At 74.8% G+C, this 14369-nt stretch carries 14 protein-coding genes; 6 read left to right on the forward strand and 8 right to left on the reverse strand.

What is annotated here, in order from left to right:
- Positions 1-58 precede the first annotated feature (58 nt).
- The 3 genes from DEH69_RS21605 to DEH69_RS21615 form a co-directional block, all read right to left on the reverse strand.
- On the reverse strand, positions 59-286 hold the full coding sequence (locus DEH69_RS21605; protein WP_113688627.1) for a DUF3107 domain-containing protein: 228 nt from the start codon (positions 284-286) through the stop codon (positions 59-61).
- 144 nt (positions 287-430) lie between these two features.
- Positions 431-1057 (reverse strand): TetR/AcrR family transcriptional regulator, encoded by a 627-nt coding sequence (locus DEH69_RS21610; RefSeq protein ID WP_113688628.1) that lies wholly within the window; start codon positions 1055-1057, stop codon positions 431-433.
- A gap of 152 nt (positions 1058-1209) precedes the next feature.
- Positions 1210-1452: a hypothetical protein gene (locus tag DEH69_RS21615; protein ID WP_113688629.1), complete on the reverse strand. Its 243-nt coding sequence runs from the start codon at positions 1450-1452 to the stop codon at positions 1210-1212.
- 234 nt (positions 1453-1686) lie between these two features.
- Between DEH69_RS21615 and DEH69_RS21620 the strand changes: the two genes are divergently transcribed.
- From DEH69_RS21620 to moeZ, 6 genes are all read left to right on the forward strand, one after another.
- Complete coding sequence (locus DEH69_RS21620) at positions 1687-2571, forward strand: alpha/beta fold hydrolase (RefSeq protein WP_258534868.1); 885 nt, start codon at positions 1687-1689, stop codon at positions 2569-2571.
- An 8-nt stretch (positions 2572-2579) separates the two neighbouring features.
- Positions 2580-3662 carry a DUF3152 domain-containing protein gene (locus DEH69_RS21625; RefSeq protein ID WP_113688631.1) on the forward strand — a complete coding sequence of 361 codons (1083 nt, stop codon included), beginning with the start codon at positions 2580-2582 and terminating at the stop codon, positions 3660-3662.
- A 159-nt stretch (positions 3663-3821) separates the two neighbouring features.
- Entirely contained in the window at positions 3822-5414 is a 1593-nt protein-coding gene (locus tag DEH69_RS21630) for a DUF3492 domain-containing protein (protein WP_113688632.1), read from the forward strand.
- On the forward strand, positions 5411-6442 hold the full coding sequence (locus DEH69_RS21635) for a hypothetical protein (RefSeq protein ID WP_113688633.1): 1032 nt from the start codon (positions 5411-5413) through the stop codon (positions 6440-6442). The genes DEH69_RS21630 and DEH69_RS21635 overlap by 4 nt, the downstream gene beginning before the upstream one ends.
- Before the next feature lie 106 nt (positions 6443-6548).
- Entirely contained in the window at positions 6549-7475 is a 927-nt protein-coding gene (locus DEH69_RS21640) for an NAD(P)-dependent oxidoreductase (RefSeq protein ID WP_113688634.1), read from the forward strand.
- Positions 7476-7598: 123 nt separating this feature from the next.
- A complete protein-coding gene (gene moeZ / locus DEH69_RS21645; protein ID WP_113688635.1) occupies positions 7599-8777 on the forward strand; it encodes an adenylyltransferase/sulfurtransferase MoeZ in 1179 nt (392 codons plus the stop codon).
- Positions 8778-8816: 39 nt separating this feature from the next.
- Here the strand turns inward: moeZ and DEH69_RS21650 are convergent, their stop codons facing one another.
- The 5 genes from DEH69_RS21650 to DEH69_RS21670 form a co-directional block, all read right to left on the reverse strand.
- Positions 8817-10418: an alpha/beta hydrolase gene (locus DEH69_RS21650; RefSeq protein WP_113688636.1), complete on the reverse strand. Its 1602-nt coding sequence runs from the start codon at positions 10416-10418 to the stop codon at positions 8817-8819.
- A 133-nt stretch (positions 10419-10551) separates the two neighbouring features.
- Entirely contained in the window at positions 10552-12174 is a 1623-nt protein-coding gene (locus tag DEH69_RS21655; RefSeq protein WP_258534854.1) for an alpha/beta hydrolase, read from the reverse strand.
- An 83-nt stretch (positions 12175-12257) separates the two neighbouring features.
- A complete protein-coding gene (locus DEH69_RS21660) occupies positions 12258-13052 on the reverse strand; it encodes an ABC transporter permease (RefSeq protein ID WP_113688638.1) in 795 nt (264 codons plus the stop codon).
- Between the two features lie 52 nt (positions 13053-13104).
- Entirely contained in the window at positions 13105-13905 is an 801-nt protein-coding gene (modA, locus tag DEH69_RS21665; protein ID WP_113688639.1) for a molybdate ABC transporter substrate-binding protein, read from the reverse strand.
- Between the two features lie 14 nt (positions 13906-13919).
- Positions 13920-14327 carry a molybdopterin-binding protein gene (locus DEH69_RS21670; RefSeq protein ID WP_113688640.1) on the reverse strand — a complete coding sequence of 136 codons (408 nt, stop codon included), beginning with the start codon at positions 14325-14327 and terminating at the stop codon, positions 13920-13922.
- Between the last annotated feature and the right edge of the window lie 42 nt (positions 14328-14369).

Below are 14369 nucleotides of genomic sequence, written 5' to 3' on the forward strand. Positions count from 1 at the left end.
CGGCCGGGATCAGCTCCGGCCGCCGGCGGGTGCGAGGGGCGCGCCCTCGCCACGGGTGCTACAGGGCACCGAAGCCCACGCGGCGCGCGGTCGGCTGGCCGATCTCCACATAGGCGACGCGGTCGGCGGGCACCAGCACCTTGCGGCCGCGCTCGTCCACCAGCGTGAGCACCTTGGCGCCACCCGACAGGGCCTCGCCGACGGCGGTCTCCACCTCCTCGGCAGACTGCCCGCTCTCGAGAACGATCTCGCGTGGCGTGTGCTGAACGCCGATCTTGATCTCCACGGCTTGTCCCTCCGCTGGTCCATGACGTGCGCGATGGTCCGCGCCGTACCCGCACAGGTTATCCGCGCCGGTCGGCCCCTCCCGCCACGGGCGGCCACGCCCAGAGCGAACAGCGGATGACGTACCCCGCCTCAGTGCTGTGTCTCAGTGCTGCATGGGGAAGCCCGCGATGCCGCGCCAGGCCAGCGACGCGGTGAGCCTGCGGGCCATGTCCCCGGGGATCTGCTGGCCCGAGCTGAGCCAGTGCCGCGCGGTGATCTGGGCCATCCCGCACAGGCTGACCGCGAGCAGCATCGCCTGCTCCTCCGGCAGGTCGGCGTCCTCGGCGATGAGCGGCGAGACCATCTTGGCGCAGTCGAGCGCCACCTGGTCCACGCGCTCGCGCACCGAGGGCTCGTTGGTCAGGTCGGACTCGAAGACCAGCCGGAACGCGCCGCCCTCGTGCTCCACATAGGAGAAGTACGCGTCCATCGTGGCGGCGATGCGCTGCTTGTTGTCGTTCGTCGAGGCGAGCGCCTCACGCACCGCCTGCACGAGCGCCTGGCACTGCTGGTCGAGCAGCGCCAGATACAGCTCGAGCTTGCCGGGGAAGTGCTGGTACAGCACCGGCTTGCTGACCCCCGCCCGGTCGGCGATGTCGTCCATGGCCGCCGCGTGGTACCCCTGGGCGACGAAGACTTCCTGTGCGGCGCCCAGCAGCTGGTTGCGCCGGGCCCGGCGGGGCAGGCGCTGGCCGCGTGGGCGCGCCTCGGTCTGCTCGGTGGCTGTCACGCCGCCTCCCGGTGGTTGTGGTGTGCCCCCGTACCGTGCACACATCCTGGTGGTACACCGCTCCTAGTCGTACGCCGTGCCGACATCGTACGTTCGAGCCGTCGCACGGCGTGCATCGCGAGGGGAGGATTTCACTCCTCGGACAACCCGGCTCAGCGGTACTCGTCGTCGCCCGGGTCCACGACCCGCGCCTGCTCGGCGGCGTCCGCGGGGTCCGCCTCATCGGCGGTGCGCTCGGCGAGCGGGGTGTCCCGCAGCCGCAGCAGATCGAAGCGCTGCTCCGCGGCGTCCGCCTCGGGCGCCTCCTCGTCGAGGCCCTCCTCGTAGCGCTCCTCCGCCTGCTCGTCGTCGAGGAACTCGTCGAACGACTCGGGATCGGCCGGATCCTGCGTCATGGCCGCCACCTCCTCGTGGTCCTCTCCGGTCCGCCTGGCACCTTCCGGCCCTCCCAGCGTAGGTGCGTCCCTCCGGGGAGGCGAACCCACCGATTCGGGACCGGTCGCGGAGGGGCGCGTGCCAGGGCCGCGGGGGGCTCCTACTATGGCGCCATGCCAACCACCGAGGAGCTGCGCACCCATGCCGCGCTCGCCGCCGCGGAGGGCTGGCCCGGGGTGCGGGACGGGGAGACGATGCGCTCGGTCGCGCTCCCGGGGATGACGCTGGCGATCCGCCGCCGGGCGGCAGCGCTCGACGGCCTGGAGCCGGCCCTCTTCGTGCACGGCCTCGGCGGCTCGTCGCGCAACTGGTCGGCGCTGATGGAGCGCCTTTCGTCCCATGTGGAGTGTGAGGCCGTCGACCTTCCGGGCTTCGGCGCCTCGCCCCCCGCGCGGAGGGCCGACTACTCCCTCTACGGGCACGCCAGGGCGGTGATCCGCTGCCTCGAAGTCAGCGAGCGCGGCCCTGTCCACCTGTTCGGGAACTCCCTGGGCGGCGCCGTCGCCACCCGGGTCGCCGCGCTGCGGCCCGACCTCGTGCGCAGCCTGACCCTGATCTCGCCCGCCCTGCCCGAGCTGAACCCCCAGCGCACCGCGCTGCCCACCGGGCTGCTCGGCGTCCCCGGCGTCACGCGGCTGCTGCGCCGCGTCACGCGGGACCAGCCGCCCGGGCAGCGCGCCCGCCAGGTGCTGCGCCTGTGCTACGGCGACCCGGCGCGGATCACGCTCGAGGAGTTCACCGCGGCCGAGGCCGAGCTCGAACGGCGGCAGTCGCTCCCGTACTTCTGGGACTCGCTCACCCGCAGCACCCGCGGGCTGGTCAACGCCTACACCCTGGGCGGCCAGCACTCGCTGTGGCGGCAGGCCGAACGGGTGCTCGCGCCCACGCTGCTGATGTACGGCGTCCGGGACCGCCTGGTGTCCTTCCGGGTGGCGCGTCGGGCCAGTCGGGCGTTCGCCTGGTCGCGGCTCGTCGTGCTTCCCGAGGCGGGGCACATGGCCATGATGGAGTACCCGGAGGAAGTGGCCACGGCCTTCCGGGACTTCCTGCCCCTGACCACGCCGGCCGGGGCCGGCTGAGGGAGCGTATGGACCACCGAGACGCCGCCGCACCGACCGCATGGCGCGCGGAGCCGCTGCCGGGTCCCGGTGGCCGCGGACAAGGACCCCGTCAGGAGTATCTCGATGCCTTCGACGACAGACAGATCGGGCGCGCCATCCCCGAACAGCGCCGCCCGGAAGGGCGGGAGGGGCGTCCGAGGACGCAGTCGGGCGGGCGCCACGCGTCGCCGCGCAAGCGCGGGTCCGTGCTCGGGGATAGGCGGCGCCGCCGCTCGCCCGGTGGCTGGGGCAGGACGCTCAGCGGGATGGCCGCGGCCGCGGTCGTGACCGTGCTCGGCATCGCGGTCGCCGTCCGCGTGGCCGACCCGGGCTCGGGCGGCGCCGACGTGGCCGACGCCGAGCACCCGGCGCCCGAGGGCCAGGCCGGGGGCGGCGCGGCCGAGCCCGACACGCGCCCCAGGATCCCCGGGGACGCGCCCCCCGAGCGCGGTCCCGCGCCCGAGCCGACCTATGAGGAACTGCTCGGGCAGCGCGTGGAGATGGCGGCCGACCTGGACGGCTCGGGCGAGCTTGTGCCGGTCGGCGGCAGCGAAGAGGCGGCCAACCCCGACGCGACGACGCTCGTGCGCTACCGCGTGGACGTGGAGGAAGGGCTGGGCGTGGACCCGGAGTTCTTCGCCGAGGCGGTGCAGCGCACGCTCAACGACAGCCGCGGCTGGGGCAACCGCGGAGAGCGCTCGTTCGCCCGGGTCTCGGGCGGCGACCACGACTTCGTCGTCACCCTGGCCAGCCCGGGTACGGCCGCGGACTGGTGTGCGATGTCGGGGCTCGACATCACCGAGGACAACGTCTCCTGCAACTCGTCGAGCACCGAGCGGGTCATCATCAACGCCTGGCGCTGGGCGCAGGGCTCGGAGACCTACGGGGACGACATCGCGGGCTATCGGCAGATGCTCATCAACCACGAGGTGGGCCACCGCCTCGGCTACGGCCATGTGACCTGTCCCGCGGAGGGCGAGCCCGCGCCCGTGATGATGCAGCAGACCAAGTTCCTCGAGACCGAGGGCGTCACCTGCCTGCCCAACCCCTGGCCGCACCCCGGCAACTGACCGCGCGGGCGCGCGGTAACGACGCCGGGTCGCGCGACGTCACGAATATTCACCCCTTCTGATGGTGCGGCGGACAACCGTCCGCCGCGTCGGGCACATGTAGACATACCGTCTTTCCGTCAGTGACCTGTCAGTGACACGGAGAGAGGGGGTGCGCGGGTGCGCGTCGCATTGCTCACGGAGGGTGGGTACCCGTATGCGCGGGGCGAGTCGGTCGCCTGGTGTGACCGGCTGCTGCACGGCCTGACCGGCCACGACTTCGACATCGGCGCCCTCAGCCGCGGCGGGCGGCAGGAGCGCGGGCCCTGGCGCCCGCTGCCGCCGCACGTGCGCCGGGTGCGCACCGCGCCGCTGTGGGGTCCGCCGCCCGCCGGGCGCGCCTCGCGCGCGGGCGCGCGGCGGTTCGCCGAGCACTTCGCCGAGTTGACCGCCGCCCTGTGCCCCGGGCATCAGCTCCTGGGCGACGAGGGCACCAGGCGACAGGCGGACCGTTTCGCCAGTGGCCTGCACGGACTCGCCGACGCCGCCGACGCCCATGGCGGGCTCGGCGGCTGGCTGCGCTCCGAGCGGGCCTTGCGGATCCTGGAGGCCGCGTGCCGCGCGCGGGGCGCGCCGCGCGCCGTGCGGTTCGCGCGGGTGGCCGACCTGCTCGCGGTCGCCGAGCGGCTCGAACGGGCCCTGCGCCCGCTGTCCCTCGACTGGTACGGCCCCGACGGTCTCGACGCGGCCGACCTGTGCCACGCCGTGGGCGGCGGGCCAGCCGCGCTCGCCGGGCTGCTTGCCAGGCGCCGCCACGGCACGCCGCTGCTCGTCACCGAGCGGCGGGTGCGCGTGCGCGAGCACTATCTCGCGGGGGTGGCGGCGGGCGCGGCGGGGGCTGGGGCGGCGGTGCGGGCGCTACTCGGCGCGTTCCAGGTTCGGCTGGCCCGCGAGATCTACGCGTCGGCCGCGCTGATCACGCCGGGCGACGCGCTCGCCAGGCGCTGGCAGGAGCGGTGCGGGGCCGCGCCCGAGCGGCTGCGCACCGTCTATCCCGGGCTCGACGCGCGCCCGTTCGACGCGGTGGCCGACGCGCGGGGCGGGGCCGCGCCGCCCGCGCTCGTGTGGGTGGGGCGGCCCGTGCCGGAGAAGGACCTGGTCGGCCTGCTGCACGCGTTCCACCTGGTGCGTGCCGCCGAGCCGGGGGCGCGGCTGTGGATCGTGAGCGCGCCGGCGCACGGCCGGGGCGATGGCGCCTATCTCGCGCGGTGTCGCGCGCTGGCGGCCAGGCTCTTCCCCGCGCCCGACGGCGGGCCGGGGCCCGTGGCGTTCGCCGAGGTGGGGGACGCGGAGGTGCCCGGGCTCGCCGACGCCTACGCCCGCGGCGGGGTCGCGGTGCTCTCCAGCGCGGTCGAGGGCTTTCCCGTGCCGCTGATCGAGGCGATGTTCAGCGGCGGGGCGACGGTGTCGACCGACGTGGGCGCGGTCGCCGAGGTGGTCGGCGGCACCGGGCTCGTCGTGCCGCCACGCGACCCGAGGGCGCTCGCCGACGCGTGTCTCGCGCTGCTGCGCGACCCCGAGCGCCGGGCGCGCCTGGGGGCGGCGGCGCGCGCCAGGGCGCTTGAGCTGTTCACCGTCGAGCGGAACGTCGCGGCGTTCGGTGCCATCTACCGCGAGCTCGGCGGGGAGCGGCCCGCGGCGGCGCGGCGGCCCGCTCGGGTGGAGGAGACCATACGCCTGACCGCCGTCCGGGGAGGAGGCGAGCGGGCGTGACCGGCTCACCCGATCCCGTGCGCGCGCTGCTGACCGACCACCGCGCCCTGTGCGAACGGGCCGTCGACCCGCTGGAGATCGCCGCGGGGCTCGAGGCCAGCGGCGTCACCGACCGGGCGGCCGCGCGTTTCCGGCACCGCGACGTGTTCTCGCTCGCCGAGGAGCTGTTCGCGCGCGTCACGCCCCCCGAGTGCGCCGAGGGCGTCGGTGCCGGGCGCGCGCCCCGGCGCCGACGGCGGGCCGCGCGCCTGCTGTCCCCGCTGCTGCCCGGCGTGCTGTGCGCCGCCACGGTGGCCGCGGGCCGCGCCCGCCCGTTCGCCGCGGTGGTGCTCGCGGTCGCGCTGGCCGCGCTGACGCTCGCCGCGGCGCGCCTGGTGCTCTCGCCGCTCGGCCCACCGAGGCTCGCCGGGATCTGCGCGCTCCCCCCGGTCGGCTACGCGCTGTTCGGCGACGCGGCGCTGGCCGAGCTGCTGCCGGGGCGGCAGTCCGCGCCCCAGGACGTGGCGACCGCGACCGCGCTCACCCTGGCGTTCGCCGCGGCGCCCACCGCGTGGTGCCGCGGCTGGTTCGCGGTGCGCCGTGGGCGGCTGCTGGCCGCGAGCCGCGGGCTGCGCGAATTCGCCGCGGGGGCACGGCCTTTGCTCGCCGCCGCGCTGGCCCTCGTGCTGGCCGGGCTGCTGGCCGTGCAGGGCGCGGCGCGGCTGCTTCCCTTGCCGGGCACGCCCGGCGCGTTCGCCGCCACGACCGCGCTGGGGCTGCTGCTCGGCCTCGGCGTCCTGCTGGTCGGCCATGGCCGCACGGGCGCCGCGGCCGCGGGGTTCGCGGCGGCGGGCGCGGCCGAGCTGCTCGCGCTCGCGCTGGCGAGCGGCGCGTGGCTGCCCGGCTGCGCGGGCCTGGCCGCGCCCGTCGAGGCGCTGGTCGCGGCGCACGGCACGGCCGCCGTTCCCGCGCTCGCGTGCGGGGGAGCGGCGGCCGCGCTGCTCGTCCCCACCATCCGCACCCTGACCCGCGCCGCCACCACCCTGTGAGCCCGTCCCCCCACGAGACCCGTTCCGATGCGACACGAGGAGTTCGAGAACCGATGACCCGACAGCTGCCCGGCGTTCGCGCCGTCGCCCCCAGGGAGGCCGTCCGATGAGAGTGCTGCTTCTGGGCGCCGGCGGGTACCTGGGCCGGTTCGTGGCCGACCGGCTGCTCGCCGACCCCGCCGTCCAGCTCACCGCGCTCGGCCGGGGCGACGACGCGGATGTGCGCTTCGACCTGTCCACCGGGAGCCCCGGCGCCCTGACGCGTTTCCTCGACGCCGTCCACCCCGGCGTCGTCGTCAACTGCGCGGGCGCCATCCGCGGCACGGCGAGCGAGCTGACCCGGCACAACACCGTGGCCACCGCGACCCTGTGCGAGTCGCTGCGGCGCAGCGGGTGCAGGGCGCGGCTCGTGCACCTGGGCTGCGCCGCGGAGTACGGCCCCTCGCAGAACGGCTCGTCGATCGCCGAGGACGCGGTGGCCAGGCCGGGCGGCCCCTATGGCGTGAGCAAGCTGGCCGCCACCGAGCTCGTGCTCGGCTCGGGCCTCGACGCGATCGTGCTGCGGGTGTTCTCGCCGACCGGGCCCGGCACGCCCGCGGGGTCGCCGCTCGGCCGCCTCGCGGACTCGCTGCGCCGCGCGATGCAGCACGGCGACAGCGAGCTGAAGGTCGGCGGGCTCGGCGTGCAGCGCGACTTCGTGGACGTGCGCGATGTGGCGAGGGCCGCACACGCGGCCACGCTGTCCGCCGCGCAGGGGGTGGTCAACATCGGCACGGGCCACGCCGTTCGGCTGCGCGACGCCGCGAGCGCGCTGGCCAGGATCTCGGGGTACACCGGGACGCTGCACGAGCTCGATGGGCCGCCCGCGCCCCGGCACCCCGAAGGGGTGGCGGTCGTTCCCTACCCCGACGGCTGCGGCGGCTGGCAGCAGGCCGATGTGCGCACCGCGCGCGACCGGCTCGGCTGGCGGGCCCGCATCGGCCTTGAGGAGTCGCTTGCCGACATCTGGATGGAGGCGGCCTGCCGGATGTGAGGCCGTTGACCGAGGGGGGTGGCGGCCGTCTGCCCACAGGGTGGAACGGGTGTCTCGGAATGGGACGGGCCGTGGCAGTGTTGAACCACGAAGGACTGTCCCTCAAGACCCCACGGAGTCACCGTGTCGCTGCCACCCCTGGTAGAGCCGGCCGCCGAGCTCACCGTCGACGAGGTCCGCAGGTATTCGCGCCATCTGATCATTCCGGACGTCGGGATGGACGGGCAGAAGCGGCTGAAGAACGCCAAGGTGCTGTGCGTGGGCGCGGGCGGCCTGGGGTCTCCCGCGCTCATGTACCTGGCCGCGGCCGGGGTCGGCACGCTCGGCATCGTCGAGTTCGACGAGGTGGACGAGTCGAACCTCCAGCGGCAGATCATCCACAGCCAGGCCGACATCGGGAAGTCCAAGGCGCTCTCGGCCAAGGAGACCGTCCTCGGCATCAACCCGTATGTCCGGGTCAACGTGCACGAGGAGCGCCTTGACTCCTCCAACGTCATGGAGCTGTTCGCCGGGTACGACCTGATCGTCGACGGCACCGACAACTTCGCGACCCGCTACCTGGTCAACGACGCGTGCGTGCTGCTGAACAAGCCGTATGTGTGGGGCTCCATCTACCGCTTCGACGGCCAGGCCTCGGTCTTCTGGTCCGAGCACGGCCCGTGCTACCGCTGCCTCTACCCCGAGCCCCCGCCGCCCGGCATGGTGCCCTCGTGCGCCGAGGGCGGCGTGCTTGGCGTGCTGTGCGCGTCCGTCGGCTCGATCCAGGTCACCGAGGCCATCAAGGTGCTGACCGGCACGGGCGATTCGCTGGTCGGGCGGCTGATGATCTATGACGCCCTGGAGATGGCGTACCGGCAGGTCAAGGTCCGCAAGGACCCCGACTGCGCGGTGTGCGGCGAGAACCCCACGGTCACCGAGCTGATCGACTACGAGGCGTTCTGCGGCGTGGTCTCGGACGAGGCCCAGGCCGCCGCCGCGGGGTCCACGATCACCCCGGCGCAGCTCAAGGAGTGGATCGACGCCGACGAGAAGATCGACATCATCGACGTCCGCGAGCCCAACGAGTACGAGATCGTGTCCATCCCCGGCGCGCGGCTCGTTCCCAAGAACGAGTTCCTGATGGGCAACGCCCTCAGCGACCTGCCGCAGGACCGGCGGATCGTCTTGCACTGCAAGACGGGTGTCCGCTCCGCGGAAGTCCTCGCGGTGCTCAAGAACGCCGGGTTCGCGGACGCGGTGCACGTGGGCGGCGGCGTCATCGGCTGGGTGAACCAGATCGAGCCGCAGAAGCCCGTCTACTGAGCGGTGTCCCACGGAGGGCGGGGCGGCCTGCGGCGTGGCTCAGCCGCCGCAGGTCAGCCCGGGCTCGGGGACCGTGCCGTCGAGCAGGTAGCGGTCGGTGACCGCGGTGACGCACGGGTCGCCGCTGCCATAGGCGCCATGGCCCTCGCCCTCGTAGGTGAGCAGCACCCCGACGCCCTCGCCGAGCGCCTGCCGCATGCGCTCGGCGCCCGCGTAGGGCGTGGCCGGGTCGCCTGTGGTGGCCAGCAGCAGGATGGGCGCGGCGCCCTCGGCCGACACCTCGGGCCGGTCGCTCTCGCCCGCCACGGGCCAGTGGGCGCACGCCAGCACCGACCACACCAGCTGGGGGCCGAAGACGGGTGAGGCCGCCTCGAACTCCGCGCGGTGCTCCGCCACGTCGTCCACGGTGAGGCGGGAGGCGAAGTCGGCGCAGTTGATGGCGTTGTTGGCGGCGTGGAGGTTGCGGTAACGGCCTTGGGCGTCGCGGCCGTTGTACTCCTCGGCGGCGGCGAGCAGCAGGTCGCCGCGGCCCTCGTCGAGCGCCTGGCGCAGCGCATCGGTCAGATAGGGCCAGGACGCCTCGGAGTAGAGCGCGGAGAGCAGGGCGGTCAGCGCCAGGCCCGCGGTCAGCTCGCGCTCGGTCGCGGTGGGCAGGGGGCGTTCGCGCAGCGCGTCGAGGAGGCCGTTGATGGCGTCGTACGCGGGCTGCCCCCCGCCGCCCGTGGGGCAGTCGGGCTCGGTGGCGGCGCAGTCGGCCAGGTAGTTGTCGAGGGCGAGCTGGAAGCCCTCGGCCTGGAGCAGCGCCCGCTCGGTGACATCCCTCGTGGGGTCGACGACGGCGTCGAAGACGGCGCGGCCCACGCGCTCGGGGAACAGGTGCGCGTAGACGGCGCCCAGCTTGGTGCCGTAGGAGACGCCGAAGTAGTGCAGCGCCTCGTCGCCGAGCGCGGCGCGCAGCAGGTCGAGGTCGCGGGCGGCGTCGCGCGTGGTGACGTGCGGCAGCAGGCGACCGGCGTTGGCCGCGCAGTCCTGGGCGTAGTCGCGGCCGTCGGCCAGGTGGGCGGCCTCCTCGTCGGGGGTGCGCGGGGGGCCGTCGTCCCGCTGGCCCGCGGCGTCGATCTCGGCGTCCGAGCGGCACACGACGCCCGCGCTCTCGCCCACGCCACGCGGGTCGAAGCTCACCAGGTCGAAGCCCCCGGCGCGCAGGGCCTCGTAACGGGCGGCGGCGCGGGGGAGCGTGGCCACCCCCGAGCCGCCCGGGCCCCCGAAGTTGAACACGAGCGATCCGACCCGGTCGGCCTCCGCGGTGGTGCGGGCGCGAATGACCGCGATGCCGATCGTTTCGCTGCCCTCGGGGTCGGCGTAGTCGAGCGGCACGGACAGCCGCGCGCACTCCCAGCCCTCGCCAGGGGCCTCGCCCGCGCCCTGGAGCGCGCTGGGCGCTGGGCACGTCGACCAGCGCAGGGTCTGCTCGGTGAACTCGGCGGGCAGCGCGGGCTCGAAGGCCGCATCGGGCCCGGGCGTCGCGTCCGCCTCGGGTATCCCGAGCGCCGCGGGGGGCTCGCCCCCTCCGCTGCACGCCCCCACCGCGACCGCCATGGCCACGGCCAGGGCCGCCGCCCGTGTCCCACCCCGGCGCATTCGCCAACCCCCTCGCACGCCACGTTCCCCTGCGAGGCTACCCGCACCGGCGCGTCGCGGTCGCGAACGGTCAGGGGCGCGGGGCGCGTTCGCCCGCGCCGGAGGGGTCAGTCACACCTGTCAGTCACACGTGTCAGTCACACGTGTCGCCGTTGTCGGGGAGGTCGCCGCGCAGGAGGTAGGCGTTGGTCTTGTCGACGACGCAGTCGTTGCCGCTCGTGTACGCGCCATGGCCCTCGCCGTCGAACGTGAGGGCGACGGCGACGTCCTCGCCGCCCAGCGCCTTCTGCATGTGCTCGGTGCCCTGGAACGGGGTCGCGGGGTCGCCCGTCGTGCCGATCAGCAGCATCGTGCGCGCGCCCTCGGCCTTGACCGCCGGGTGCGGGCGGTCGCCCCTGACCGGCCAGTGCGTGCAGTTGAGCAGCGACCAGGCCATCGGGGGGCCGAAGACGGCCGACGCGTCGTCGAACGCGTCGCGCACGCGCCTGACATCGGCGTCCGTGTAGCGCTCGCTGGAGTCGGCGCAGTTGATCGCGGTGAGGGAGGACTGGAGGGTGCTGTAGGTGCCGTCGGGGTTGCGGCCGTTCATCGCGTCGCCGAGGGCAAGCAGCACGGTGCCGTCGGGCCGCTCCTCGGACAGCGCGTCGTCGAGGCCCTGGGTGAGATAGGGCCAGAAGTCCTCGGAGTAGAGCGACTGCGCGATGCCGCCCCAGGCCAGCGACTCGGTCAGCCGCCTGTCGTCGGGGTCCTGGGTGCGCATGGGGCGTTCGCGCAGCCGGTGCAGCAGGTCGCTCAGCCGGTCCTCGGCCTCGTCGCGGTCGTCGCCCAGGGGGCAGTTCTCGCTCTCGGCGCAGCGGTCGATGTAGGTGTCGAGGGCCAGCTGGAAGCCCTTCGTCTGGGCCAGCGCGCCCTGTTCGGCCGTGCCTGTGGGGTCGACGACGGCGTCGAAGACGGCGCGGCCGACGCGGCGCGGGAAGAGGTGCGCGTAGACGGCGCCGAGCTCGGTGCCGTAACTGACGCCGAAGTAGTGCAGCCTGCGGTCGCCGAGCACCCGGCGCAGCAGGTCCATGTCGCGCGCGGTGGCCTCGGTGGTGAGGTGCGGCAGCAGGTCGCCCGCCGACTCCTCGCAGCCCTGGGCGAACTCCCTGAGCCGGTCGTTGAGCTGGCGCCGCTGATTGGCGTTCTCGGGCACGGGGTCGGCCGCGAAGTAGCGGTCGAGGCCCTTGGGGTCGAGGCAGTTGACGCCCTCGCTGTCGCCGACGCCGCGCGGGTCGAAGCTGACGAGGTCGTAACGCCGGTGCAGATCGCGGTAGTCCTGGCCGAACGCGGGCAGCGTGAGAACGCCGGAGCCCCCGGGCCCGCCGAAGTTGAAGATCAGGGAGCCGATCCGTTCGTCGCCGCGCTCGTGGGCCTTCGACCTGATCAGCGCGATGTCGAGGGTGTCGCCCTCGGGGGAGCGGTAGTCCACGGGCGCCCGCATCGTGGCGCACTCCCACTCGGTGCCGTCGGGCAGCGGGCTGGGCGACATCTGCTCGTCGCCCTGGGACGCGTCGGGCGCCTCGCAGCGCGACCAGTCGAGGGACTGCCCCGTGAGGGAGTCGGGCAGGTCCGAGGTGTCGGCGGGCTCCGACCTGGCCGCGGGCGCCGAGCCGAGTCCGCGCCCGCCGCGTTCGATCCCCGAGCACGCGGGAACGGCCAGCAGCGCGCAGGCGGTCGCCAGGGCGGCGCAGGGGAGGGCCAGTCGGGCTCGGATCATGAGGCGGGCTCCCATCCTTCGCGCCGACAGGTCCTTCAGCCACATCGTCGGCGCGCGCCCGGCGCGTTCGCACGCGGGCGGCGTCAACCGGGTGATGTGCGCCCCGGCGCGAGCCAGCGCCCGCGCAGCGCGATCAGCACCGCGGCCGCCACCGCGAGCAGCACGAGCGAGACGGCGGTGGCGCCCGCGGGGTCGTCCTGGAGCAGCAGGTACACCTTGAGGGGCAGCGTCTGGGTGGCGCCAGGCAGGTTCCCCGCGAAGGTGATCGTCGCCCCGAACTCGCCCAGCGCGCGCGCCCAGCACAGCGCCGCGCCCGCGGCGAGCGCCGGGCCGACCATGGGCAGGGTGACCAGGCGCAGCGTGGTCAGCGGACCGGCGCCCATGGTGGCGGCGGCCTCCTCGTAGTGCGGCTCGAGCCCGGAGAGCGCGCCCTCCAGGCTGATCACCAGGAACGGCATGGACACGAAGACGGCCGCGACCACCGCCCCCGCGGTCGAGAACGGCAGCCGCACGCCGAGCGATTCGAGCGGCCCGCCGAGCAGCCCGCGCCGCCCCAGGCCCTGGAGCAGCGCGACCCCGGCGACCGTCGGCGGCAGCACCATCGGCAGCAGCACCAGGGAGCGCACGAGCGTCTTGCCGCGAAACTCGGCCCGGGCCAGCAGCCAGGCGAGCGGCACGCCGAACGCCAGCGAGATCACCAGCGCCCACCCCGACACCAGCAGCGACAGGCGCAGCGCCTCGGTCACCGCGGGGTCGGTGAGCCGTTCGCGAAGGCCCGACCAGGGCGCGTCGGCCACGATGCCGAGCAGCGGCGTCAGCAGGAACGCCACCCCGAGCAGCGCGGGGACGGCCAGGGTGAGGGGTGGGCTGCGCCTCACGGGGGGCTCACGCGGGGGCTCACGCAAGGGCTCACGGGTGGCTCGTGGCGGCTCACGGGGCGAGGAAGCCCGCGTCGTTCAGCAGGGCCTGGGCCTCGGCGCCGTTGAGCCATTCCACGAACGCGGCCGCCTCGTCGGGGCTGTCCGCGCCGTCGAGGGTGGCGGCGGGGTACTCGGCGACGGTGTTCTGCTCCTCGGGGATCGGCACGGTGAGCACGTCGTCCCCCGCCGATGCGGCGTCGGTGACATAGACGAGGCCCGCGTCCGCCTCGCCCAGCTGGACCTTGCCGAGCACGGCCCTGACGTTGGGCTCCTCGGAGTCGGGCCGCGCGTCGACGCCCGCGCGGTCGAGGATCTCGCGCCCGTAGCGGCCCGCGGGGACCTCGGGGGCGGCGAGCACCAGGTTGATGGCGGGGTCGGCGAGGTCGTCGATGGCGTCGATGCCCGCGGGGTTGCCGGGCGGGGTGACGATCGTCAGCTCGTTGCGGGCGATCACGGTGGGCTCGCCGGTCTCGCCCTCGACGCCCGCCATGGTCTCGGTGTCGGCGGTGACCAGCACATCGGCGGGCACGCCCTGGGTGACCTGGGCCGCGAGCTCCTGGGAGCCCGCGAAGGAGAAGCGCACGGTGACGCCGGGGCTGGCCTCCTCGTAGAGCGCGCCCGCCACCTCGAACACGTCGGTCAGCGAGGCCGCGGCCAGCACGGTCAGCGTCGTCTCGCCGCCCGCGCCGCCTCCCTCGCCCTCGTCGTCGTCCGCGTCGTCGGAGCCGCAGGCCGCGAGCGGCAGCGCGAGCGGCACGAGCAGCAGTGCGGCGGCCAGGCGCCGCGGGATGCGCGTGGACACGTGACTGATCCCCTCCGGCCTTCTCAGGCCCTGTCGATGTGCACGCTCGTGGCCTTGACGCGGGCCACGGCCTCCATGCCGACGGCAAGGCCCAGCTCCTCGACGGCCTCGCGCGTCAGCAGCGAGACCAGCCGGTGGGGACCGGCCTGGATCTCGACCTGCGCGGCGACGTCGCCGAGCGTGACGGCGGTGATGATGCCGGGGAAGGCGTTGCGCGCTGTGGTGTAGGGCTCGTCCCCTTCGGCACCCCTGCCGCTCGGCGCCTCGCCCGCGAGCGCGACGGCGAACGTCGCGAGGTCGGGGCCGTCTATCAGCCGCCGCCCCGCCTCGTCGCGCCGGGTGGGCAGCCGCCCGGCGTCCGCCCAGCGCCGCACCGTGTCGGGGCTCACCCCGAGCAGCCGCGCCGCCCGCCCCATGCTGTAGGACCGCATGTGCGGGACCCTAGGCGTTTCGGACCCGCAGACACAAGGGGA

Origin of the sequence: Streptomyces sp. PT12 (assembly GCF_003311645.1) — a bacterium.
Taxonomy (GTDB): Bacteria; Actinomycetota; Actinomycetes; order Streptomycetales; family Streptomycetaceae; genus Streptomyces.

Coding starts and splice junctions, on each gene's coding strand:
- DEH69_RS21650 (WP_113688636.1), bottom strand. CDS start 10,418: ATGCGCCGGGGTGGGACACGGGCGGCGGCCCTGGCCGTGGCCATGGCG.
- DEH69_RS21615 (WP_113688629.1), bottom strand. CDS start 1,452: ATGACGCAGGATCCGGCCGATCCCGAGTCGTTCGACGAGTTCCTCGAC.
- DEH69_RS21620 (WP_258534868.1), top strand. CDS start 1,687: ATGCGCTCGGTCGCGCTCCCGGGGATGACGCTGGCGATCCGCCGCCGG.
- DEH69_RS21670 (WP_113688640.1), bottom strand. CDS start 14,327: ATGCGGTCCTACAGCATGGGGCGGGCGGCGCGGCTGCTCGGGGTGAGC.
- DEH69_RS21640 (WP_113688634.1), top strand. CDS start 6,549: ATGAGAGTGCTGCTTCTGGGCGCCGGCGGGTACCTGGGCCGGTTCGTG.
- DEH69_RS21655 (WP_258534854.1), bottom strand. CDS start 12,174: ATGATCCGAGCCCGACTGGCCCTCCCCTGCGCCGCCCTGGCGACCGCC.
- DEH69_RS21625 (WP_113688631.1), top strand. CDS start 2,580: ATGGACCACCGAGACGCCGCCGCACCGACCGCATGGCGCGCGGAGCCG.